This window comes from Bacillus sp. R45 (genome assembly GCF_021729365.1).
Lineage (GTDB): Bacteria > Bacillota > Bacilli > Bacillales > Bacillaceae > Bacillus > Bacillus velezensis.
Genome location: NZ_CP091421.1, coordinates 3696360 through 3720324, shown reverse-complemented (window position 1 = coordinate 3720324; position 23965 = coordinate 3696360). Strand labels below are relative to the sequence as shown.

Genomic DNA, 23965 nt, shown 5'->3' with positions numbered 1-23965 from the left:
CGTTATGTAGTGAAAAAATATCCCCATTTAAAGTATACTAAAAAATTTAAATTGTTCATATATTATGAATTTACTAGAGGACATGCTTTCTTCACATTTTCTTTCTCAAAATGGCGATTTGGCGGGCTTTTTCACCGAGAAAAGCATTTTGTTCGCCACACGAATAAAAAAGAGGTACGATATCAAAGGGACAAATATCCTAGGTGCTGACATAAAATCTCTACAAATCCGACAATAATCAGTCACAATTTCAGCCTGATTTTAGGTATATTGATCTTTTTTTTTGGGCTGAATCGTTGTAAAGTAATGATATTGAATCATTTCTATGACAGCCGCTGTCCCCCAGGGTGTACAGGCTGATATTTCAATAGTTTTGACGAATTTGTGAAACATTGAGCAAATATATCATTTTTTGTGAAATACCGAGCAATGATTTCACTATGTTTGTGAAATGTTGAGCAATTTACCAGATTGGAGGAAAAACATCATGAGTGAGTTGGTATTAGCCCGCATTCAATTTGCATCTACAACATTGTTTCACTTCTTGTTTGTGCCTATGTCTATCGGGCTTGTGTTTATGGTTGCTTTGATGGAGACGCTTTACGTTGTCAAAAAACAAGAGACCTATCTCAAAATGGCTAAATTTTGGGGGCATCTCTTTTTAATTAACTTTGCTGTCGGCGTCGTCACAGGGATTCTTCAGGAATTCCAGTTCGGATTGAACTGGTCTGATTATTCCCGTTTTGTCGGGGACGTATTTGGGGCTCCGCTTGCGATTGAAGCGCTTTTGGCGTTTTTTATGGAGTCTATTTTTATCGGATTATGGATTTTCGGCTGGGACCGTTTATCTAAAAAAGTGCATTTGCTTTGCATTTGGCTTGTATCCTTCGGAACGATTATGTCATCTTTCTGGATTTTGACGGCAAACTCATTCATGCAGGAGCCGGTCGGCTTTACGATTAAAAACGGCCGCGCGGAAATGAATGACTTCGGAGCGCTTTTGACAAACCCTCAGCTTTGGGTTGAATTCCCTCACGTCATTTTCGGAGCGCTTGCGACGGGTGCTTTCTTTATCGCTGGTGTCAGCGCATTTAAATTATTGAAGAAAAAAGAAGTGCCTTTCTTCCATAAATCTTTCAAGCTTTCGATGATTGTCGGTCTGATCGCCGGTATCGGCGTTGCGTTCAGCGGACACATGCAGGCTGAGCATTTAATGGAATCGCAGCCGATGAAAATGGCCGCCAGTGAAGCGCTTTGGGATGACAGCGGTGATCCTGCCGCGTGGACGGCTTTTGCGAATATTGATACGAATAAAGAAAAAAACACATCAGAAATTTCAATTCCTTACGCACTGAGCTACTTGGCTTACCAGAAGTTCAGCGGCAGTGTGAAAGGGATGAAAACACTTCAGAAAGAATATGAAAAAACGTACGGAAAAGGCGACTATATCCCGCCTGTTAAAACGACGTTCTGGAGTTTCCGCATTATGGCGGGAGCGGGTGCGCTTATGATTTTTGCCGCGATTGCAGGCTTTATTCTGAACCGCCGCAAAAAGCTTCATACGAGCAAGTGGTATTTACGGGGCATGATCGCACTGATCGCATTCCCGTTCATTGCGAACTCTGCCGGATGGATTATGACTGAAATCGGCCGCCAGCCGTGGACGGTTATGGGGCAGATGACAACCGCACAATCCGTTTCGCCTAACGTAACGACGGGATCTCTGCTGTTTTCAATTATCGGTTTCGGCGTCATGTACTTGATTTTAGGCGCGCTGCTTGTCTTCCTATTCGTTCGTGAAATTAAAAAAGGTGCGGACCATGATGATCACAAGGATGTTCCTGTATCAACGGATCCGTTCAGTCAGGAGGTCTACCATGGGGTCACTTCATGATCTTTGGTTTGTACTCGTTTCAGTTTTGTTTGTCGGATTTTTCTTTTTAGAAGGTTTTGATTTCGGTGTCGGCATTTCGACCCGATTTCTTGGCCATAATGAATTAGAACGCAGAGTGCTGATTAACACCATCGGCCCGTTCTGGGATGCGAATGAGGTATGGCTGCTGACAGGTACGGGAGCGATCTTCGCGGCATTCCCGAACTGGTATGCGACGATGCTGAGCGGATATTATATTCCGTTTATCATCATCCTTCTTGCTTTAATGGGCCGCGGGGTGGCGTTTGAATTCCGCGGAAAAGTGAATCATTTAAAATGGGTCAAAACATGGGACTGGGTGATTTTCTTCGGCAGCCTTATCCCGCCGTTTGTATTCGGCCTTATCTTCACAAGCTTGTTCCGCGGCATGCCGATTGACGGCCATATGAATATGCATGCGGGTTTCTCAGATATTGTGAACGTGTATTCCGTCCTTGGCGGAGCAGCCGTCACCCTTCTTTCATTCCTGCACGGTTTAATGTTTGTCACACTGCGCACGATCGGTGATTTACAAGAGCGTGCGAGAAAAATGGCAAAACGCGTAATCGGTGTTATCTTTCTTGTTGTACTTGCTTTCTTTGCGATGTCTGCATACGATACGGATATGTTTACACGCCGGGCAAACATCACGATTCCGGTATTCGTGCTGATTGTCATCTGCAACGTTCTTGCTGTTGTGTTCATGAGCAAGAAAAAAGACGGCTGGGCATTCGGTATGACCGGCGCGGGTCTTGCTTTGACAGTTGCGATGATTTTTATCTCTCTGTTCCCGCGCGTCATGGTCAGCTCGCTGAAAAGCGCGTATGACTTAACAGTAGCTAACGCGTCATCCGGTGATTATTCACTTAAAGTCATGACAATTGTTGCACTGACTCTGCTGCCGTTTGTCATCGGCAGTCAGATCTGGAGCTATTATGTCTTCCGGAAACGCGTCAGCCATAAGGAGCCTATGACTTATTAATGGGAAAAGACCTGTTTCTTTATAAAGGAATGAAGCGGATTCTTGCGATCATTACGGGATTAACGATTATACAAACGGCCGCCATCATCTTGCAGGCGGAATGGCTGAGCCAGGCGGTAACCGGATTATTTAACGGGAAGCGGATTGCTTCTCTTTATCCGGTTATCGGCTTTTTCCTGCTTGCGTTTTTGGTCCGGCATGCGGTAACCGCGGTCCGGCAGAAAATCGTGTACCAATATGCCGCGCAAACCGGCGCAGACTTAAGAAAAAGATTTCTTGAGCAATTGTTCCGTCTCGGCCCCCGCTTTGCGAAAAAAGAGGGAACGGGCCGGATGGTGACGCTGGCGATGGAAGGCATCAGCCAGTTCCGCCGTTATTTAGAGCTGTTTCTGCCGAAAATGGTCAGCATGGCGATTGTGCCGGCGGCCGTTGTTATTTACGTGTTTTTTCAGGATAAAACATCGGCTTTGATTCTGATTCTTGCGCTTCCGATTTTGATTGTATTTATGATCCTGCTCGGACTTGTCGCACAGAAAAAAGCCGATCGCCAATGGAAGTCCTATCAGACGCTTTCCAATCATTTCGTGGATTCGCTCCGCGGACTGGAGACATTGCGGTTTTTAGGATTAAGCAAATCACACAGCAAAAACATCTTTCATGTCAGTGAGAGATACCGCAAGGCGACGATGAGCACGCTCCGGGTCGCGTTTTTATCATCATTCGCCCTGGATTTCTTTACGATGCTGTCGGTTGCGACAGTGGCTGTGTTTCTCGGCTTGCGGCTGATAGACGGACAAATTCTGCTCGGTCCGGCATTGACAGCGCTGATTCTCGCGCCTGAATATTTTCTCCCGGTCCGCGAAGTGGGAAATGATTACCACGCGACGTTAAACGGGCAGGAGGCGGGGAAAACCATTCAAGCGATTTTGGCGCAGCCCGGTTTTAAAGATGAAAAGCCGCTCGAACTTGATACGTGGACTGACGGGGATGAATTACAGCTTACGCGTTTGTCCGTCCGAGAATCGATGTCTGAATTTCATCTGTCCTTTAAAGGGAAGAAGAAAATCGGAATTATCGGGGAAAGCGGTGCGGGAAAATCGACACTCATTGATGTGCTGGGCGGCTTTTTAGAGCCTGCGTCCGGTGAGATCAAGGTAAACGGTGAATCCCGCTCGCATCTGCAGTCAGACGGCTGGCAGAAGCAGCTGCTTTATATTCCGCAGCATCCGTACATTTTTGATGACACGCTTATGAATAATATCCGGTTTTATCATCCTGATGCTTCCCGTGAGGAAACGGCGCGCGCTGCTGATTCAGCGGGTCTTTCCGGACTGATCCGCGATCTGCCCGGCGGCCTTGACGGCCGGATCGGCGAGGGCGGACGGGCGCTCAGCGGAGGGCAGGCTCAGCGTGTCGCGCTGGCCAGAGCCTTTTTAGGAAACCGGCCGATTCTCCTTTTGGATGAGCCGACCGCTCACCTTGATATTGAAACAGAATATGAAATAAAAGAAACGATGAAAGACCTGTTTGAAAACAAACTTGTCTTTCTGGCCACTCACCGTCTTCACTGGATGCTTGAGATGGACGAAATTATCGTGCTTGATGACGGCGCGGTGGCGGAAATCGGCACCCACGACGAATTGATGGCGAAACAAGGCGTATATGCCAAACTTGTAAAGGCGCAACTGGGGGAAAGAACATGAGAAAAGAAGAATGGATTCTGCCGTATATAAAGCAAAATGCCCGTTTGTTTGTTCTTGTGATTTTTTTAGGCGCGGTGACGATTTTTTCGGCGGCCTTTCTCATGTTCACTTCCGGTTTTTTGATCTCTAAGTCGGCGACAAGGCCTGAGAATATCCTGCTGGTGTACGTTCCGATTGTGGCCGTGCGCACCTTCGGGATTGCCCGTTCAGTCTCACGGTACGCCGAGCGCCTGACGGGGCACCATATCATTTTGAAAATCGTGTCCGATATGAGGGTGCGGCTTTACAATATGCTGGAGCCGGCCTCGCTCATGCTTTCATCCCGTTTTCGGACGGGCGACATGCTCGGCATTTTGGCTGAGGATATTGAGCATTTGCAGGATGCGTTTTTAAAAACGATTTTCCCGGCGGTTTCCGCTTTGCTGCTGTATGCGGCATCCGTTATCGGACTCGGCTTTTTTTCCTGGCCGTTTGCCGCTTTTGCGGCGATTTACCTGTTTATATTGGTTGTATTGTTTCCGGTTGTGTCGCTTCTTGTGACGAGAGCGAAAAACATGAGGCTGAAAAGCGGCCGGAATACGCTCTACAGCCGGCTGACAGATGCCGTGCTCGGCGTGAGCGACTGGATGTTCTCGGGACGACAGGCGGCCTTTATTTCCTCTTATGAAGAGAAAGAGAAGGCATGGTTTGACCTTGAAAGCAAGCGTCAGCGGTTTACGAGATGGCGTGATCTCGCCGCGCAATGCCTTGTCGGCGGCTTCATATTGATCATGCTGTTCTGGACGGCGGGTCAGTATGCGGACGGCAGCATCGCCAACACGATGATCGCAGCCTTTGTGCTTGTCGTATTTCCATTGACGGAGGCGTTTCTGCCCCTTTCGGATGCGCTGACGGAAGTGCCTTCTTATCAGGATTCCATCAAAAGAATGAGTAAGGCGGCTCCGGAGCTGCGAAGTCGTGAGGTGAAGCAGATAGATGAGATACTGGATGTATCCGATGTGACACTTACATTTGATAACGTGACGTTTTCTTATGATCAGCACAGTCATGTGCTTGACCGTTTTTCCTTCACTCTCCGCCAGGGGGAAAAAATGGCGCTGCTCGGCAGGAGCGGCTCCGGTAAGTCGACCTCTCTCGCTTTAATTGAAGGCGCCTTAGTTCCCGATTCGGGCAAGGTGATGCTGAACGGGCTGGAAACTGCGGCCGTGCAGGAGCAGATTTCCTCAGCGGTGGCCGTTTTGAATCAGAAACCTCATCTCTTTAACACGAGCATTATGAACAATATCCGGCTCGGAAACGGCAAGGCGAGTGATGAAGATGTTAAGCGTGCGGCTCGGCAAGTGAAGCTGCATGATTATATTGAATCACTGCCTGACGGATATGAAACGTCCGTGCAGGAGACGGGGATTCGTTTCTCAGGCGGGGAACGGCAGCGGATCGCGCTTGCCCGTATTCTGCTCCAAGACACGCCGGTCATTATCCTTGATGAACCGACGGTCGGCCTTGATGCGGTCACTGAACGAGAATTGCTTGATACGATTTTTGATGTCTTTAAAGAGAAAACGATCCTCTGGATTACACACCATTTAGCGGGTGTGGAAACAGCTGATAAAATCGTCTTTTTAGAAAATGGAAAAGCAGAAATGGAAGGAACCCATCAAGAGCTGCTTGCAGAAAACGAAAGGTACTGGAAGCTTTACCGTCTTGATGTTCCGATCAGAACATAAACAGCCGCAAACGAGCGGCTGTTTTTTTGTGCGGTTTAAAATCTCTTCTTGTTTGGAATATAAATAGGAGACAGAAGAGGAGGTACAGAGATGAATATAATGGATTGGACGGAACAGGATGTGAAAGATACGATGCCGAAACGGGAGGCGGACAGCCATAAAGGAACGTTCGGGACGGCGTTATTGCTGGCCGGGAGCGATGACATGCCGGGAGCCGCCCTTCTGGCCGGATTGGGCGCGATGAGAAGCGGTGTCGGCAAGCTCGTCATCGGTACATCGGCAGGCGTCATTCCGCTTATCGTCCCGGTGCTGCCGGAAGCCACGTACTGGCGGGACGGGTGGAAAAAAGCCGCGGCGGGCCAGCCCGGGGAAACCATCCGGGCCGCTGCCATCGGGCCGGGCCTTCCCCAAACAGACGAAGTGCAGCAGGCGGCTGATCAGCTGCTTTCTGGCGATTATCCCGTCATACTGGATGCGGGCGCCATTACGAAAAGAACCTATCCGAAGAGGAAAGCTCCCGTGATCTTGACGCCTCATCCCGGCGAATTTTCCAGAATGACAGGCCTTCCGATTCAAGAGATTCAGCAGAACAGAGCGGAATATGCCGCGGAATGGGCGGAGCGGCTTCATGTCACGATTGTCCTGAAAGGAAACGAAACCATTATCGCTTTTCCCGACGGGGAATGCCGCAGGAATACAACCGGAAACGGCGCGCTTGCAAAAGGCGGGACCGGCGACACGCTGTCGGGAATGATTCTCGGCATGCTGTGCTGTCATCAAGACCCGAAGCACGCCGTATTGAACGCCGTCCGCCTTCACGGCGAATGTGCGGAATTATGGACGAAAGAGCGCTCCGCCCATACCTTATTGGCGCACGAACTTTCTGAACTGCTGCCGCGTGTATGGAAGGAATATGAATAAAGAAAAGGCGTCTTCATAGGGAAGGCGCCTTTTCGGTTGCGGAAAAACTTTGACAGCAATTATTTTTGAGTATTCATTCTAATCCGATAAAATAAAAAAGATAGATTTCAAAAGATGGTGACTTTCTCATGTTTCGAAAGGTCTGCTTGAAAAAGAAATTAACTAGATATCAACCATCCTTTTTGGAATCATTGTAGCGGGAAGAGATGAAGCCGTTTTACACATACAACTACCCTAAAAAATTTTTGGTGTCGTTTTTATATAATCTATGCATGATATGGTGTGCAGCCGTGTCTTATTCACTGATCCGCGTATTTTAAAGGTGAGTGGCAAAAAGCATGAATACACAAGAAGAACGATCGAACAAGATACACAAATATATATAAGCTATACTTAAGGTTACTGTGTCAGACCAGACATGACTGAATATATTCTTTACCCAGAGATCCTATTATTGGGATTACACCAATTTACACATTGTTACTACATAATATCAGCAATAAGAGGAGGTTATATTTTTGCTAAATATAAAGATTATATCAACTTAATTTAAATCATAATAGGTAATTTTTAATATTTAAGGGAATATTAAAGTGATTAATTATTGTGTAAATAATTCACCTATAATACTATATATAAGTAAATATTTATTAAAAGGAGTGATAATGGTGTGGACCATTTGTTTTAAAGAATTTAAAAGTCTGTTTAAGAGCGTGAAATCCATTATAACGATAGCAATTCTATTTGCAGTTTCGTATTTAGTTGCTGATTTAATGGAGAGTGTTTCTAAAATCGAAGATTTAGGATTGGATTCAAATGGATATGCGATGGGGATATTTAGTATTGTGTTTCTTATCGGTCTTTTATTAATTTCAGGGCTATCACACGATATTATAAATAGAGAAATTAATATGAGGACTATGCGGTTTTTAGTAACTAAATCATCAAGATTGAAAATTCTGTTGGGGAAATTTTTTGGAATATGGCTATTTTGGCTATTTTGTATTATAGCCTCATACATATTAATCACTTTTGTATCAAAAGAATTTTTTTGGTCAGGTGTCGCGGAATGTATGACGTTTATAACTGTTGGAATATCTTTCACGATACTTTTTTCTGTGATTATTCCAAAACCCGGAGTATCAATGTTTTTTAGTATTATATTTTCTTTGGTTTTTCCTGCGATAAGTCTGTGGGCTCTCTTCTCATCGAATGGTTGGATTAGTTGGTTTAAGTATCTTACACCTTTTTATTACTCATATTTAGGCGGATACTTTATTTTTATAAATCTTATTTACGCTACCATCATATTATATGTCGCAATATTTCTATTTAAAAGGAGAGATTTGTAATGACCGCTATCGAAATTAATGATCTAACTAAAGTGTATGGTTCAAAAACTGTAGTCAATAAAGTCAGTCTTCAGGTAGAACGTGGGGAGATATATGGATTCTTGGGGAGAAATGGAGCCGGAAAATCAACCTTTATAAACATGATTACGGGAATAATTCGACCGACCTCTGGAAGTTTTAAATTGCTTAATGAAGAATCCCTTGACAAAATCAAAAATCGTATAGGTGTACTTCCGGACTATTCTACTTTGTATGACTCTATGTCAGCTGTTGACCATCTAAAGTATTTCTCAAAAATTAATGGAAGAAAAATTTCAACTCCCCAATGTGAGAATGTTTTGGAAAGAGTAGGATTGATCAAAGATGCAAATAAAAAAGTAGGTAAGTACTCATTCGGGATGAAAAAGAAACTTGGAATTGCGCAATCAATTGTACATGATCCTGACTTAATTTTCTTGGATGAACCTACATCAGGGGTTGATGCAGAATCTGCATTACTTCTTCAAAGTTTAATCGTAAGCTTACAAGAAGAAGGTAAAACTATTTTTATGACATCTCACAATTTAAACGAAATTGAAAAAATCTGTTCAAAGATTGCTATTATGAAAAAAGGAAGTATCTTCAATGAAGGTACTTTAATGGAGTTGAAAAAGCAATATACATCTAATATTAAAGTGAAATTTAAACACTCTGTAAAAGAAGAAAATCTTAATGATATTAAAGATGCAGTGGGCAACTTTGGATCCGATATTTTCATTAAGAAGAATGAATTCTCACTTTCTGTAAGTTCTGAAGACAAAATTCCAACTATTATTAGGATATTAACTGAAAGGAATATCGATATATATAGAGTAATAGTTGAAGAGCCAAGCCTTGAGGAAATATTCATGGGATAATTAAAATAAGTCCCCCGTTTTTAAAAAGCGGGGGTTACTTTCCAGGTTGCAACAATAATTTTTTATAATAAGGGACTAACTAAAAAATCACTTTATATAATTAAAAATTAAATTCATATCAGGAGTTTTTGTTTGAAAGCTTTAACAATAATCCCCACTCTGGTCTGCGCATTTAGTTTCTTGGATATCCGAGCTATATAATACTCGATCATCCTTTGAGAATAATTTAGTTTATCTGCAATTTGTTTATTGGGCATCTCACATGCAATTAACTTAATTATTTCTTGTTCAATTTCAGATATATTATTTGTTCTGTTTGCCATCACAATCTCCTTTTTGAATATATTATAACAAATTAACGGGAATTTTTTGCCAATCAGAGGTTTTAGGTACCTAAACCTATTTAATTTGTTGTTTTTATTAATTATTGTGTCATGAAAAGGTAAGGAAAACCTAGTTATAAAGTAACGTCTTCTCCTTTTCGGGTACTGAATTTCTAAATATTGAGAGAACCTAGTACAAAAGATCCTTGTGTTGTTTCTTTGTAAAAGTATGTTTGAAAGTGTGATTTTAATATGAATAAATTAAAAGTAGTGATTTTAGAAAGCGATATATCCGATTTGTATAGATTAGTCAATTTAGTAAACAGTATATCTGAATTAGAGTTGGTTTTTGCTACTACAAGAGCAGAAGAGCTGCTGAAGGAAATTAACACAAATAAATTTGATATTGCTATCTTAGACCTGAGTATTTCAAATGCTTATGGTTTTGAAGTTGCAGAGTTTCTAACGATTAATTATCCGAATGTGAAAATAATATTCATAAGTTCCTACATTGAGTTTGGAATTAGAGCCTATAAGTATTATCCGGAAGATTATTTGGTTAAACCAATTAATGTATTTCGTTTAAATCAAACTGTAAAAAGAATTATGAGTCATGCCTTTAATTTTTATAAAACTGAAAAAATGGTGATAAAAAATAAGGGATTATCAAAGTTCATTGATATAGAAGATATAAATTATATTGAGAAAAAAAAAGACAATACGAAAATTCATTTAGTAAATGAGGAAATTATTGATAGTAAGGAAAGTTTGAATGATTTAGAAATTAAACTTCAGAGTTATGGTTTTTTCAGAATACATCAGTCCTATATAGTACCCTTAAAAAAAATAGAAGAAATAAAACCTGATAATTATATGAAATCATATAATCTTAAACTTAAAGATACAGATGAAATTTTATCACTTAGTCGGAATAAATATAAAATATTAAAAGATATGTTATTTGATTGATATAGCACTTCATTAACAAACAATTCCATCTAATCTATAGATGGAATTGTTTGTTAAAGTCTGGACAGCAGTTTTGAAAATTATTATTTAAAAAAGTCAATAATGGTATTTAGAATACCGGTGAATTTCAACAAAAGAAATATTACACAGATAATAGAGAAGCCCAAACTAATTTTCTCTAAAGTTGTCTTTTTCTCATTTTTACTTGACATAATATTAATCTCCTTTTTTTGATACATATGTTTTTTTGCTGTTATACAGCATGATAAATATTATTATTAATAGGGTTATTAATATAAAAATAGAACGGTTTGATAAATGATTTTGAAGAAGTGTTAAGTTAATAATTTCATATATGAGACTAAATGAAATTATTAAAGGAACATTCCATATAAGAAAATGAGTGAAAATAATAAAAGCTAAAGACCCGTTATATCTATATCCATGAGATTTATAATTACTTTTTTGGAAAACTCTTCTCAGCATTACTTTTGAATTAATATATGTCAGAATCATCAATTCCAACACGCCAAACAGAAAATACTCCCATCTTAAAGATTCCGTTAAAAATACTATAACCAAATAAATTCCTGCGATGCCAGTCGATATCAAGTATAGGTATCGACTTCTTATTCTGTACAACGACTCCAAATCAAAAGGTATTGTAAACAATAAATCTTTATGATTAAGATCGTCTGATTGCACAAGAGATAATGAAATAGAGGTAATGACCAAAGCAAAAACAGTAATAAAAATAGGTAACAAATGCTCCGAAGATACGAATTTATTTCTAATTTCAATTACACTGGTGAAGAGTATAGGTGTTATGTATATTGAAAACATTTTCGGAGATCTAATGAGATAAAGAATATCTTTTTTTAAAAAATAGTTTTGAATATACTTATTAATAAATAAAGAAACTTTCCTTGCATAAAATGATTTTTTAAGCTCCCGGGATGAGATTGATAATAATCCTTTACGATAACAACGCTTTGTGAGATAAAAAGCGATTGCTGTTATTACTAAACTGTAGAAAATTATCAACAGGATAAAAATCAATACATCGGAGGCATCTGCATGATTTAATATTAAAAAGTCTGAATATTTCACAACTCCGTAAAGTATGTATTTTGTGGTGCTATTTTGTGCTATAAAATAAGATTTATAGTTATTTGAAAAGATTATTAATCCAATTACTGCGACTGCAAAAATAGTCATTAAAGTATAGGCAACAGTTTTTAGACCATGTCCTTTAGAGATAAGAAAGGCAAGGGCAAAGAAAATGTGAGTAAGAGAACTGCAAAAGAAAGATACAGAAATAATCTGAATCATTGTCGCTAATACAATATTAAATTCTAAATTCCCGGCAAAGAAATTCGCAATAACAAATGGAGTTAAGAAACATCCAGTTAAAATCATTGTTTCTAAAGTTACAACAAAAAATCTTGAAAGTATTATTTGAGATTTTTGGATTGGAGCTATAATTAATATCTCGCGTTCAATTGAAAGGAAGTACTCTTTATAATATTGTTTTACTGAAGAAGAAAAGGATATAAGACAAAGGAAAGCATAAAGCCCAAGGGTATACTTATTCATATTAACTTGTATATTATGAGGGAACAATTTTATAACGAAATAAAGGATTAATGTTAAAAAGGAAATTAAAATAACAAAAGCAATTCTTTGGGCGTATAAGTCAATCCTAGAATTTTTTTTGGTATTAGCAGTATTGCTGATTTTATATTTAAACTTTAAATAATTATAAAAATTCATACTTCTCTTCCTTCTACCGCAGAAACTAAATATTCTTCAACGCTGTTAAGCGTGTTACGTATTTCGCTTACTGAGATATTATCTCTAATTATTTTTCCTTTATCTATAATATATACAACGTCAGCAATTTCTTCAATAATATCTAATGAATGAGAAGATAAAAAAACAGTTCCACCATTATCAGTAAAGTCGTTCAGCATTTTTTTGAATTGTTTAATACTTAGGGGATCAAGGCCTAATGTAGGTTCATCATACAATAACAGTTTTGGTTGATGTATGACAGATGAGATAATACATACTTTTTGCTTATTCCCTCTCGATAAAGACTGAATAAGGGTATTTCTGTACTCTTCCATTTCATAGTGCTCTAGGTATTTGTCTATTGCTTCTTTTATTTGACCTTCATCTTTCATTCCATAAAGATAGGCTATAAAATTTAAATGTTCAAAAACAGTCAGCTTCTCAAAAACAGCGGGGTAATCCGGACAGTAACCAATATATCTCTTATAGTCATTTTGATTATAATTAATCTTATTATTTAAAAAGTAGACTTCACCTTGATTTGGCAATTCAATACCCATAACAATCTTAATAGTAGTTGACTTCCCAGCACCATTTCGTCCTAAATACCCACAAATTGTACCCTTTTTTATCTTGAGAGATTCAATAGAAAGAATGTTTTTCTCGTCATAGGTTTTTTTAACATTTTCAATACGAAGAATTTCCAAGTAGATAAATCTCCTTTTTTATTATATATTATATGGATTATTCTTTTAATATATAATAACATTTAAAGAACTACACATCAAGAATGGGGTATAAACCAACTTGTTGTGTAGTTCATTTGTATTACTTAGCCAAGAATCATTTTAATAACGTCGTATACAGAATATCCTTTCAGGAACCAATCAACGATTTTTCCTGGGTGTTTTTGGATATATGCAAGGATTTTCTTACCACTTGTATATGAATATTTAGCAGCTGCAGCAGCTAAGTTACCTGCCCATTTTAAGAATGATGCGACCTTACCCCAAGGTACTTTAGATACAAGAGCTTTTAATGCTTTTAAAATTGGTCCGAACAATTTGTTTCCTCCTATTTTTCAAGAAATTATTTACAAAGGCCTTTGTCGCTTTTTATATTAACTAGAAAAATAAGCAAATTCAATATATTCCAGTTTTGATTTCGGTTATCCGAAATGTTTTATGGAATAGAATGTTTGAAATATTGTTCTTTAGAACTTGCGGGAGAAGGATTGGTTTAGGGATAAGGTATGGGTTAATTTAATTGATTTTCTTAGATTCATCTAGAACTTTTTTCTAGAGATGATTTTGATCACACGTTGTTTCAGACGGTGCTTCATCAGGACATAATACAGCAGCGACGGAACGGCCAGGCCGATGACCCAGGCAATGTCGCCTCCGCCGAATATTTCAGCGAGCGGCCCGATGTAAAAGGATGTATTGATGAACGGGATTTCTAATATAATCGACAAAACGAAGGCGGCCGCTGTAATCCAATTGACCCTGCCGTATTGCCCGTTGACGTCAAACATCGATTTGACGTGGTATTTTCCGCGGCGGATAAAATAGTAATCCACGAGGTTGATCGCCGTCCATGGAATTAAGAAATAACTGATGAAAAAGATGAAATTTAAAAACAGTTCCATGAAATTGCTTTGGCCCAAGAGACTTAATACAGTACCCGCTGCCGTCACACAAAGGATCATTACCACTCTCGTTTTCGGCGTCACCTTCAGTTTTAAAAACGGCTCCAAGGTAGTCGTGGTTGACATAAAGGCTCCGTATAAATTAAAGACGTTGATCGCCATTTGCCCGAACAGGACGATGATCAGCATAATAAAGGAAAACGGACCGAACAATCGGACAATCTCATTTCCCGCATTAGCGGTAAATTCCGGGAGCGCCGTCGTCAAAATGGCGCCGAGAAGCATCATCCAGATGGAACTGACTGACGTACCTGCATAGCTGTACCAAAAAGTATGCGATGCCGGTGTTTTGACCGGCAGATAACGGGAATAATCTGCGACATATGGCGCGTATGCCAGCTGCCATGTGGCCACCGCGCTGACCGCCACTAGAAAAACAGGCAGATCTAATGAGCCGGGCACCCAGCTTCCTGAAGGAATCGGCAGTTGAAAAATAAGAATTGTTGCAGCAAAAAAAACGGCAAAGGAGGTCCAAGAGAGGATTTTCTGCATTTTGTGAATCAGATCATGACCGTAGATCGTGAGTAAAAAACAGATGGCGCTTAAGCCGATAATACACCATGAAGCCGGAATCGGGACAAAGCTGCTCAGTGTACCGGCTGCGAGAATCGTACTGCTCGCAAAGAAGCCCAGGTAGATAAACATGACCAAAAAGAGGGGCAGAATCGCTCCGATCACGCCGAATTGCGCGCGGCTTTGAATCATTTGCGGAATTCCGAGCTGAGGTCCTTGTGCGGAATGAGACGCCATAAAGATTGCGCCGATAAAGGTTCCGATCACAATGGCGGCGATACTCCAAAAGAGATCGAGTCCCATTGTAACGGGCAGTGTGCCTGTGACTAACGTCGTAATATGCATATTAGCCCCGAACCAGACGGGGAATAAATCTTTAGCCTTTCCGTGTCTTTCGTCATGCGGAATATGTTCAATCGTTCGCCTTTCTACTTTCAATAGATAATCTCCTCCGTATGTTCTTCTTTAACATAAAGACATAGCTTAACAGATTGACCTGCCGTTTACAAATTCCAGCATGCAGGAAAAACATTGTAAAGCCTCGCTGACAGCCGTTCAAAGTTTTTTTGAAAAACGGTACAAACACTGCCGCCTAAACGATTTACCAGGGATTAAAAGGCATGGATATGCTTACTGACTAATATGTATGAAGGAGAAATGTGTCAATCTTTTGACGAATGGAGCCATTATTCGTTAAGCTGAAAGAATAGTTTACTTTGTGTAAATTTCATTAATGAAAAGGGGATTGATGATATGTGTACAAGTCTTACATTGAAAACGACAGACGGTAATCACCTATTGGCGCGAACGATGGATTTTGCATTTCAGCTCGGTACGGACGTCGTGCTTTACCCTCGTCAGTACAGCTGGAAAAGCGAAGCTGACGGCAGGATGCATAAGACGAAATACGCATTTATCGGCATGGGGAGAAATCTCGGCAATGTTCTGTTTGCCGACGGCGTAAATGAAAAAGGGCTGTCGTGTGCGACGCTGTATTTTCCGGGCTTTGCGGGATACGAGAAAGCAGAACGGGAGGGCACCTGTCACATTGCTCCTCATGAGTTTGTCACCTGGGCCTTATCAAACTGTGAATCTCTTGAAGACATAAAGGAAAAGCTCTCAATGCTGACGATTGTAGAGAAGAAGTTAATGTTATTGGATACGGTGCTGCCTCTTCATTGGATTTTATCAGACCGCACGGGCGGCTGCATTGTCATCGAGCCGACACCGGAGGGAATGAAAGTATATGACAACAAACCCGGAGTGATGACCAACAGTCCGGAATTTCCTTGGCATGTGACCAATCTGCGCCATTATATCGGAATCAGGCCGCAGCAGTCAGAAAGCAAAACATTGGGCGGAATGACATTAACCGCTTTCGGCCAAGGATCTGGAACGATCGGGCTTCCCGGTGATTACACGCCGCCATCCCGGTTCATCAGAGCCGCTTATCTGAAAGAGCATTTAGAGCCTGCCGCTCATGAAACGGATGGCGTTACGGCCGCTTTTCACGTGCTGTCCAATGTGAATATTCCAAAAGGCGCGGTGATCACAGAGGAGAATGAAATTGATTATACGCAGTATACGTCGGTTATGTGCTGTGACACCGGGAACTACTACTTTCATCTGTACGACAACCGGCAGATTCACAAAGTAAGTTTATTCCATGAAGATCTTGACCGTCCGGAGCCGAAAGTATTTGCGGCCGCGGCGGAGCAGAATATACAGGAGCTGAATTAGCTCAAAAAAAAACAGGACGCGATTGTCCTGTTTTTTTATTTAATACGGATCAGACGGATGGCTTTCCTGTTCAGCCTGTTTTGCGGCTTGTGCTGTATCAGTAGTGCCGATCGGCCCGCCGCTGCTGCTTTCGGAGGCTTTTTTCAGCCCTTCCGCAACACGTTTTCCGTAGTCCGGATCTGCTTTTGTGAAATTCTCAATCATTTGATCCTGAATGTCTTTCCGGCAGGAAGAAAGCGTATTGACCAGGTTTGTGATCAATTCGGTCCGTTCAAATTCCGAAAATCTGCGGTATGTTTCACCGGCCTGGCCGAAGTTATTCGGCCGGTCGATCGCTTCCCGCTTCACATCGCCTTCGACATGAGGTGTATGGTCTTTCCCATCCTGCTTTGCTTCGGTGAGTCCTCCCATAATGGACGGCTCATAGTTGACGTGCGGGTTTTGTCCTTCTGCCCGATCGACCCGATACTGCATTTGCCCGCCTTCCTGGTTGGTGGCGACATGCTTTTTCGGCGAGTTGATCGAAAGCTGCAGGTAATTTGCGCCGACGCGGTACCGCTGGGTATCTGAATAGGCGAATGTCCGTCCCTGAAGTAATTTGTCATCTGAAAAATCAAGGCCGTCCACAAGCACGCCCGTTCCGAATGATGCTTGTTCCACCTCGGCATGGTAGTTTTCCGGGTTTTTGTTCAGAACCAATTTACCGATCGGCTTCCAAGGGAAATCGTCTTTATACCACAGCTTGGTCGGATCAAGCGGATCAAAATCCAGCTCGGGGTGCTCGTCATCAGTCATGATTTGCGCATACACTTCCCATTCAGGGTAATCGCCTTTTTCAATCGCCTCATACAAATCCTGTGTCGCATGGTTAAAGTTTTTCCCCTGAATCTCTTCCGCTTCCTTCTGTGTCAGGTTGCGTATGCCCTGTTTCGGTTCAAAGTGATATTTGACGAGCACGGCTTTTCCTTCTTCATTGACCCATTTGTAGGCATGGACGCCTGAGCCCTGCATCTGCCGGTAGTTGGCCGGGATGCCCCACGGCGAAAACAAGAAAGTGATCATATGAGTCGCTTCCGGTGATTGGGAAATGAAGTCGAAAATACGCTCGCCGTCCTGAATGTTCGTAACGGGATCAGGCTGAAATGCGTGCACAAGATCCGGGAACTTCAGCGGATCACGGATAAAAAAGATTTTCAGGTTGTTGCCGACCAGATCCCAGTTGCCGTCTTCGGTATAAAGCTTAACGGCAAAACCCCGGGGATCACGCAATGTTTCCGGGGAATGCTTCCCGTGGTTGACGGTAGAAAACCGCACAAACGCCGGAGTTTTCGTTCCTTTCTTTTGAAACACTTTCGCTCTTGTATATTTAGAAATCTCCTCGTCTCCAAAACTTCCGTACGCCTCAAAGTATCCGTGTGCGCCGGCGCCGCGCGCGTGAACGACGCGCTCGGGAATCCGTTCGCGGTCAAAGTGGCTGATTTTCTCCAAAAAATCATAATTCTCCAATGTCGTCGGTCCTCTATTGCCGACTGTCCTGACATTCTGGTTGTCAGTGACCGGATGGCCCTGCCGGTTTGTCAGCGTGTCTTCTGACTCGCCTTTACCGGTCGTCTTACTGGAAAGCGTTTCTTCGCTGTTTTTGTTATTTTCCATTGTTGAACCCTCCTTTTTGAACGGTAACAATATGCCCAGCAGAGCCGTTTTTTAAAACCGATTTTCAAAAGAAGCGGTTATTCCGCGATCGGCGTCAAGGACCCGCCGTTCCATATTTCGCCCTTGTTCAGCGTCCAGCTGTTTTGATAAAGGCTTTGCGCGCCTTGATTGGCCGCCGGACTTAATTGTTCATCCCATGTCAAAAAGTACGCGGTCTGAGGGTATTTTTGCCTGATCGCATTAATAAAAGCAGCATAATCAAAGCTTCCGATATTGCCGGACGGACCGGTTTCGGCAAAGGCAAACGGTTTTTTCAGAGACAGCATTTCATCATAGCCTGATATCGCATACGGATCAGTGAAGTAAGCGTCCAGACCGGTAATATCCACATAAGATGAGCCTGGGTAGAAGTCTGTTTTAAAGTCTCTGTTGGCATCCGGCGAATACACCCACAAAAGGTTATCCAATCCTCTTGTCTCTGTCATATAGCGGTATATCTTCTTGTAAAGCTCTTTGTACAGCGAGATTCTCTCATTGTCTTTTTGGTTGTAGCTTGTCAGCCCCCACCAGAACCACTCGCCGTTCATTTCATGCAGCGGTCTGAACAGAACGGTGACGCCTTGATTTTTCAGCTGAGTAAGGCCGTCGGCAATTTTGCTGAGCAGCGCCTCAAGCCGTTTTCCTTCCACAGTTGAAGGGTCAAGGATGTTTTTGTACTGGCTGTTTGAGATGGCCGTTTTATAGTTTCCAGATGGAAAGGCCGGATTTGCGAGATGCAGGCTGACCTGAGGGAGGCCGCCGCTTTTCCAGTATGAGATTAAGCTGCTGTTGCAGCTGTAATCGATAGTATCGGTGATATCCGCTGTTTCCAGCCACCCTCTCCCATAGTCACAGCCGTAGATGGCGGGAGACTGTCCCGTCGCGTTTTTCAAGCGGTTTTCCTCTGTCATTGAAAAAGTGACATCGCTGTACCCGCCGAACGCTCCGGACATGACCCTGTTTTCTGAACGGTTGGGCAGGTGGGCCAGCCAGTTCATGATATCTTTTGTCGTCTGCTGGGCATTTGGGTTGACGGGATAAACGGTGTGAGCCGATATCGGACTGGCGGCTCCTAAGAGTAATAAAACGATAGACAGGCAGACTGCTAACTTTTTAAGCATATAAAAGACCTCCTGATTTTTAAGATGATGAAGGATGTGAAACGATAACCTCACAATCTCCTTCTATAACAAAATCTCCGGAATCCGCCGGCACGATAAAGTGATCGCCTTTGTGAACGGGGCATCCATCCAGTTCTCCGCGTCCTTTAATGACGCTTGCGAGTAAATACCGGCCGGGTGCGGGCAATGATGCTTTCCCGCTCACATCCCATTGATAAACTGAAAAGAAAGGTGTTTCGGCGAGTATCGTAATAAGAGCATCTCCGATCCGATGCTTAGTGCTTTTTACATTTTCATCGGTATGGGGAATGTCTGTTACGTCAATTACTTTCTGAAGATGAAGCTCGCGTTTATTCCCGTTCCCATCCGTCCGGTCATAGTCGTAAAGCCGGTAGGTGGCATCAGAGCTTTGCTGGATTTCAAGGACGAGCGTACCTTCACATAAAGCGTGCAGTGTGCCGCTCGGGACATAGAAAAAGTCGCCGGGCTTAATGGGGATGCGGCGGAGCAGGTGATCCCACTCGTTTCGTTCAATGAGCCGAACGAAATCTTCTTTTGTTTGGGCGCGGTGCCCTAAAATGAGCTCCGCGTCTTTTTTGCAGTCCAACACGTACCAGCATTCCGTTTTTCCGAGTTCTCCGTTTTCATGCCGATGTGCATATGCGTCATCCGGATGAACCTGCACGGATAAGTCCATATTTGCGTCAAGAATTTTTGTGAGCAGGGGAAAAGCGTCTTCTTTCGGATGTCCGAACAGGTCAGGGTGTTCATTCCAGAGACGGTGTAATGATGTTCCGGAAAAAGGCCCGTTCCGCACGATGGATGTACCGTGCGGATGAGCTGAAATCGCCCAGCACTCTCCCGTCCGCTCAGAAGGAATCTCATACCCGAATGTATCGCGCAGCTTCGTCCCGCCCCATAATCTTTCTTTAAAAACCGGTTCCAAAAATAAGAGTTTCATCATTTTCCCGCCTCCCGGTTTGCCGTCTCTAATGCGCGCTCCGCCAATACGAGCGAACCGGCCGCGCCGGAGTGAATTCCTAATTGAGGGGGAACGATGAAGTGTTCAATGTCGGGCAGATCAATATATTGATTCAGCCGCTTTTTCACGTGCTGACGGATATAAGAGAACAGCTGATGCTGCTTCATGACGCCCCCGCCGAGAATGATCTTTTCCGGCGAAAGTATGAGAATATACTGCACAAGCGCTTCGGCAATATAATAGCCTTCAAGCTCCCACACTTCCTGCTGATCCGCCAGCAGATATGCTTTTTTCCCCCAGCGTTTCTCAATGGCGGGACCTGCCGCGAGGCCTTCCAGGCAATCTGTATGGTAAGGGCAATTGCCTTTGTAGCCGTCGTCCGGGTGTCTTCTGACATAAATGTGGCCCATTTCAGGATGAGACAGCCCTTGAACAAATCTGCCGTTCATGATGGCGCCCGCTCCGATGCCAGTGCCGACCGTCAAATAGAGGCAGCTGTCCGTGTTTTTGGCCGCGCCGAAAGAAGCTTCTCCGAGCGCCGCCGCATTAACGTCGGTGGTGAAGCCTGCGGGAATATGCAGTGCGCTTTTGATCGTTTGAAGAATAGGGCAGTTCCGCCAGGCTGTCTTCGGCGTCGCGGTGATGCACCCGTATGTTTGACTGTCGGGGCGGATGTCAATCGGTCCGAACGACCCGATGCCGATGGCTTCTATCGGGAAATCTTTAAAGTAACGGATGACTTGTCTGAGTGTGTCATCCGGTTCTCCCGTCGGAAACTCCGCCCTGTCCAGAATGGTGCCGTCTTTTTGTCCGGCGGCACAGACAAATTTCGTGCCGCCGGCTTCAATACCTCCAAGCATGGCCGTACCTCCTCATCTGTTAAAATCCGTTTTGATCGGAAACGGCTTTGAACCAGCGGCCGCTTTTTTTGACGGTCCGTTCGCCCCCGTTTTCCAGATTGACAGATACAAAGCCGTAGCGGTTTTTATAAGCATTTGTCCAAGACCAGTTGTCCATGAAAGTCCACAGGTGATAGCCTTTTACATTTGAACCTTCTCCGATGGCCCGATGCACCCATTTGAGATGTTCCCGGATAAATTCAATCCTGTAATTATCCTGAATGATGCCGTTTTCATCGCGGAAGCGTTCCTCGCCTTCAACTCCCATGCCGTTCTCGGAAATAAAACATTCGATATTTCCGTAATGTTCTCTGAGATTGGTGAGAATGTCATAGATTCCTTTTTCGTATATTTCCCACCCGCGGTGAGGGTTCATTTTCCGTCCGGGCATAACATACGGATCGAAGAAACGCTCAGGCAGGAAAGGGGCGTGCGGATTCGGAACATGTTCTTTTGCCTTGACGCGTCTCGGCTGGTAGTAGTTCACGCCTAAGAGGTCAACCGTATGCTCCTGAATGAGGCGGAGATCTTCTTTCTCGTAACGCGGCAGAAAGCCTTCCGCCTTGAGAATCTCGACAAGCTCCTCAGGAAATTCGCCCTTTACGGCGGGATCTAAAAATGAGCGGTTGAAAAAGGCGTCGGCAATCCGGGATGCTTTCAGATCTTCAGGGTGTGAGCTTCTCGGATAAGAAGGCGTCAGATTCAGAATGATTCCGATTTGTCCGTCCTGTTTCAATTCTCTGTAGGCTTTGACAGCCCTTGCATTCGACAGCAGGGTATGGAAGCCGGCCTGCACCGCTTCTTGAAAATTAACGTGATTCGGATAGTGAAAGTCGTATAAGTAGCCGCCTTCAATCGGCACAATCGGCTCGTTGTGAGTGAACCATTTTTTCACTTTGTCACCGAATAGCGAAAAGCATGTTTTGGCGTAATGTTCAAACGCGTCAACGGTGTCCCGGCTGACCCAGCCCCCCTTACGCTGAAGGGCGAGAGGCATGTCAAAGTGAAACAAATTGACAAACGGCTCAATGCGATGGGCAAGCATTTCATCGATGACGTCCTGATAAAACGCGACCGCTTTCTGATTGACCTCTCCAGTTCCGTCCGGAATCAATCTTGACCAGGAAATAGACAGCCGGAAGGAGTTGTGGCCGATTTCTTTCATCAGCCGGATATCCTCCTTGTATTGATCATAAAAACGTGACGTGTCGCCGGGGCCGACGCCGTTAAAAAAACGGCTCGGCTCTTTTTCATACCAGTAATCCCATATGTTTTGGCTTTTTCCGTCTCTGTCGGCGGCGCCTTCTGTTTGGGTGGCGGAGGCGGAAGACCCCCACCAGAATCCTTCCGGAAAACGATATTGAATATTTGATTCAGTCAATTGATTTCTCTCCCTTACTGCGATTTTGATTACATACTCATGCTGTCATCCCGTGCATGCTGCTCGGCCTCGGCTTCTTTTTCCTTTGCCATGTTTAATTTGTCCAGCGCTTTAAGAAACGGGAACCAGATAATAAACACAATACAGAGGTTGACCAGCTGCATAATGCCGCCCATGACGGAATTGGTCGCCATAATCCCGTTAATGAAAAGGGGGACGGTCCAGGGCACGGTCACGCCGGTAGGAGGGGGCACGATCCCCGCCGACATGGCCAGGTAGGTGACGAGCGTGACAACCATCGGTGCGATCACCCACGGAATGATAATGATCGGGTTCATCACGATCGGCAAACCGAAAATAACCGGCTCATTGACGTTGAAAATGCCCGGCGCGAGACCGAGTTTGGATATCTGTTTCATCTGTTTGCTTTTCATAAAAAGCAAGATGGTGATCACTATGGCCAATGTCATTCCGGTTCCGCCCATTCCGACGGTGTAAATCTCCATAAACGGCTTAGAAATAATATGGGGAATCTCTTTTCCCGCTGTATACGCAGCCAAATTTTCGACCTGTAATGTATTCCAGATCGGGTCCATCACGGAATTGATAATGATCTGTCCGTGAAGTCCGAAAAACCATAAAATCTGAATAAAGAAAACAGCGATTAATGTAGGAATGATGCCGCTTCCAAGTCCGACAAGCGGGGCTTGAACCGTATGATAAATGACATCATGCAGATTGGTGTGAAAGATCTGGGTGACAGCCGCATTGATCAAGAGGAAGACGGTAAGCGTGATAAAAGCCGGAATCAATGCGGCGAACGATTTAGCAACAGCCGGAGGAACACCGGCAGGCATCTTAATCGTTAAGTTTCTCTGGACGATTCTTCTGTAGATTTCACCCGACAAAAAAGCGGTTATCATACCGAGAAACATCCCTTTTGCTCCAAGCCGGTCAACCGGAATGACGCCTGCGACCGCTTTGCCCGTTTCCGGCTCTAAGACGAACGGGGTGAGCAGCAGAAAAGAAACCAATGCAATCGCTCCGCCGAATACGGCCTCCACTTCGTAGCTTTTTGAAAGGTAATAGCCGATCCCGAAGACGACAAAAATGGACATAATCCCCATCGTCGCCGTCGAAGCGCCGCCAAATCCGGATTGAAAGACAGACAGGGCGGAGCTGCTCATGATTTTGTTTAAAAACGGCAGGTTCGTCAGCACGACGAACACCGAACCGAAAATGGTCAGCGGAAACGCCAGCATAAAAGCATCCCGTAAGACTTGCAGGTAGCGGTTATTGTTTAATTTGCCCGCGATCGGAACAAGGAATTGGCTGATTTTCTCAAACACG

20 protein-coding genes are annotated in these 23965 nt (G+C 43.5%); 8 read left to right on the top strand and 12 right to left on the bottom strand.

The features are described 5' to 3' along the window. Nucleotides 1-487 precede the first annotated feature (487 nt). The 5 genes from L3V45_RS18480 to L3V45_RS18460 all read left to right on the top strand — a co-directional run bounded on the left by L3V45_RS18480 (nt 488) and on the right by L3V45_RS18460 (nt 7245). Nucleotides 488-1894: a cytochrome ubiquinol oxidase subunit I gene (locus L3V45_RS18480; RefSeq protein ID WP_014306093.1), complete on the top strand. Its 1407-nt coding sequence runs from the start codon at nt 488-490 to the stop codon at nt 1892-1894. Beyond that, nucleotides 1878-2894: a cytochrome d ubiquinol oxidase subunit II gene (gene cydB / locus L3V45_RS18475; protein WP_015387513.1), complete on the top strand. Its 1017-nt coding sequence runs from the start codon at nt 1878-1880 to the stop codon at nt 2892-2894. The genes L3V45_RS18480 and cydB overlap by 17 nt, the downstream gene beginning before the upstream one ends. Then, nucleotides 2894-4597 (top strand): thiol reductant ABC exporter subunit CydD, encoded by a 1704-nt coding sequence (gene cydD, locus L3V45_RS18470; RefSeq protein ID WP_234949510.1) that lies wholly within the window; start codon nt 2894-2896, stop codon nt 4595-4597. Before cydB ends, cydD begins: the two co-directional genes overlap by 1 nt. Then, complete coding sequence (gene cydC, locus L3V45_RS18465) at nt 4594-6324, top strand: thiol reductant ABC exporter subunit CydC (RefSeq protein ID WP_236837176.1); 1731 nt, start codon at nt 4594-4596, stop codon at nt 6322-6324. Before cydD ends, cydC begins: the two co-directional genes overlap by 4 nt. A gap of 90 nt (nt 6325-6414) precedes the next feature. Continuing rightward, complete coding sequence (locus L3V45_RS18460) at nt 6415-7245, top strand: NAD(P)H-hydrate dehydratase (protein WP_025853654.1); 831 nt, start codon at nt 6415-6417, stop codon at nt 7243-7245. Between the two features lie 601 nt (nt 7246-7846). Here the strand turns inward: L3V45_RS18460 and L3V45_RS18455 are convergent. Continuing rightward, complete coding sequence (locus L3V45_RS18455; protein ID WP_234949509.1) at nt 7847-8350, bottom strand: hypothetical protein; 504 nt, start codon at nt 8348-8350, stop codon at nt 7847-7849. Between the two features lie 246 nt (nt 8351-8596). Between L3V45_RS18455 and L3V45_RS18450 the strand changes: the two genes are divergently transcribed. Continuing rightward, nucleotides 8597-9493 (top strand): ABC transporter ATP-binding protein, encoded by an 897-nt coding sequence (locus tag L3V45_RS18450; RefSeq protein ID WP_234949508.1) that lies wholly within the window; start codon nt 8597-8599, stop codon nt 9491-9493. A gap of 113 nt (nt 9494-9606) precedes the next feature. Here the strand turns inward: L3V45_RS18450 and L3V45_RS18445 are convergent, their stop codons facing one another. Next, nucleotides 9607-9816, bottom strand: coding sequence for a response regulator transcription factor (locus tag L3V45_RS18445; protein ID WP_017418609.1), 210 nt, complete (start codon nt 9814-9816; stop codon nt 9607-9609). Nucleotides 9817-10068: 252 nt separating this feature from the next. On the opposite strand from L3V45_RS18445, the gene L3V45_RS18440 reads away from it, so the two are divergent. Continuing rightward, complete coding sequence (locus L3V45_RS18440; protein ID WP_236837168.1) at nt 10069-10785, top strand: LytR/AlgR family response regulator transcription factor; 717 nt, start codon at nt 10069-10071, stop codon at nt 10783-10785. A gap of 216 nt (nt 10786-11001) precedes the next feature. Here L3V45_RS18440 and L3V45_RS18435 read toward each other — a convergent pair whose 3' ends face one another. From L3V45_RS18435 to L3V45_RS18420, 4 genes are all read right to left on the bottom strand, one after another. After that, nucleotides 11002-12558 carry an elicitor-associated permease-like protein gene (locus L3V45_RS18435; RefSeq protein ID WP_236837166.1) on the bottom strand — a complete coding sequence of 519 codons (1557 nt, stop codon included), beginning with the start codon at nt 12556-12558 and terminating at the stop codon, nt 11002-11004. Next, nucleotides 12555-13286: an ABC transporter ATP-binding protein gene (locus tag L3V45_RS18430; protein WP_234949505.1), complete on the bottom strand. Its 732-nt coding sequence runs from the start codon at nt 13284-13286 to the stop codon at nt 12555-12557. Before L3V45_RS18430 ends, L3V45_RS18435 begins: the two co-directional genes overlap by 4 nt. Nucleotides 13287-13411: 125 nt before the next feature. Continuing rightward, entirely contained in the window at nt 13412-13642 is a 231-nt protein-coding gene (locus L3V45_RS18425) for an AMEP412 family response elicitor (RefSeq protein ID WP_017418614.1), read from the bottom strand. A gap of 222 nt (nt 13643-13864) precedes the next feature. Continuing rightward, on the bottom strand, nt 13865-15238 hold the full coding sequence (locus tag L3V45_RS18420) for a purine-cytosine permease family protein (RefSeq protein ID WP_236837164.1): 1374 nt from the start codon (nt 15236-15238) through the stop codon (nt 13865-13867). A gap of 315 nt (nt 15239-15553) precedes the next feature. Here L3V45_RS18420 and L3V45_RS18415 point away from each other — a divergent pair, with 315 nt between their 5' ends. Next, the gene (locus L3V45_RS18415; RefSeq protein ID WP_003150840.1) at nt 15554-16540 is read left to right on the top strand and encodes a choloylglycine hydrolase family protein; all 987 of its coding nucleotides are present in this window, start codon (nt 15554-15556) and stop codon (nt 16538-16540) included. 39 nt (nt 16541-16579) lie between these two features. Here L3V45_RS18415 and katX read toward each other — a convergent pair whose 3' ends face one another. From katX to celB, 6 genes are all read right to left on the bottom strand, one after another. After that, nucleotides 16580-18193, bottom strand: coding sequence for a catalase KatX (katX, locus tag L3V45_RS18410; protein WP_236837162.1), 1614 nt, complete (start codon nt 18191-18193; stop codon nt 16580-16582). Nucleotides 18194-18270: 77 nt separating this feature from the next. Then, a complete protein-coding gene (locus L3V45_RS18405) occupies nt 18271-19353 on the bottom strand; it encodes a glycosyl hydrolase (protein ID WP_043867544.1) in 1083 nt (360 codons plus the stop codon). A gap of 19 nt (nt 19354-19372) precedes the next feature. Then, nucleotides 19373-20317 carry a mannose-6-phosphate isomerase, class I gene (manA, locus tag L3V45_RS18400; RefSeq protein ID WP_072588355.1) on the bottom strand — a complete coding sequence of 315 codons (945 nt, stop codon included), beginning with the start codon at nt 20315-20317 and terminating at the stop codon, nt 19373-19375. After that, nucleotides 20314-21195 (bottom strand): ROK family protein, encoded by an 882-nt coding sequence (locus tag L3V45_RS18395; RefSeq protein WP_014306086.1) that lies wholly within the window; start codon nt 21193-21195, stop codon nt 20314-20316. The genes manA and L3V45_RS18395 overlap by 4 nt, the downstream gene beginning before the upstream one ends. Nucleotides 21196-21214: 19 nt before the next feature. Next, entirely contained in the window at nt 21215-22615 is a 1401-nt protein-coding gene (locus L3V45_RS18390; protein WP_088037216.1) for a glycoside hydrolase family 1 protein, read from the bottom strand. Between the two features lie 29 nt (nt 22616-22644). Next, on the bottom strand, nt 22645-23964 hold the full coding sequence (celB, locus tag L3V45_RS18385; protein ID WP_015387520.1) for a PTS cellobiose transporter subunit IIC: 1320 nt from the start codon (nt 23962-23964) through the stop codon (nt 22645-22647). Nucleotide 23965 lies beyond the last annotated feature (1 nt).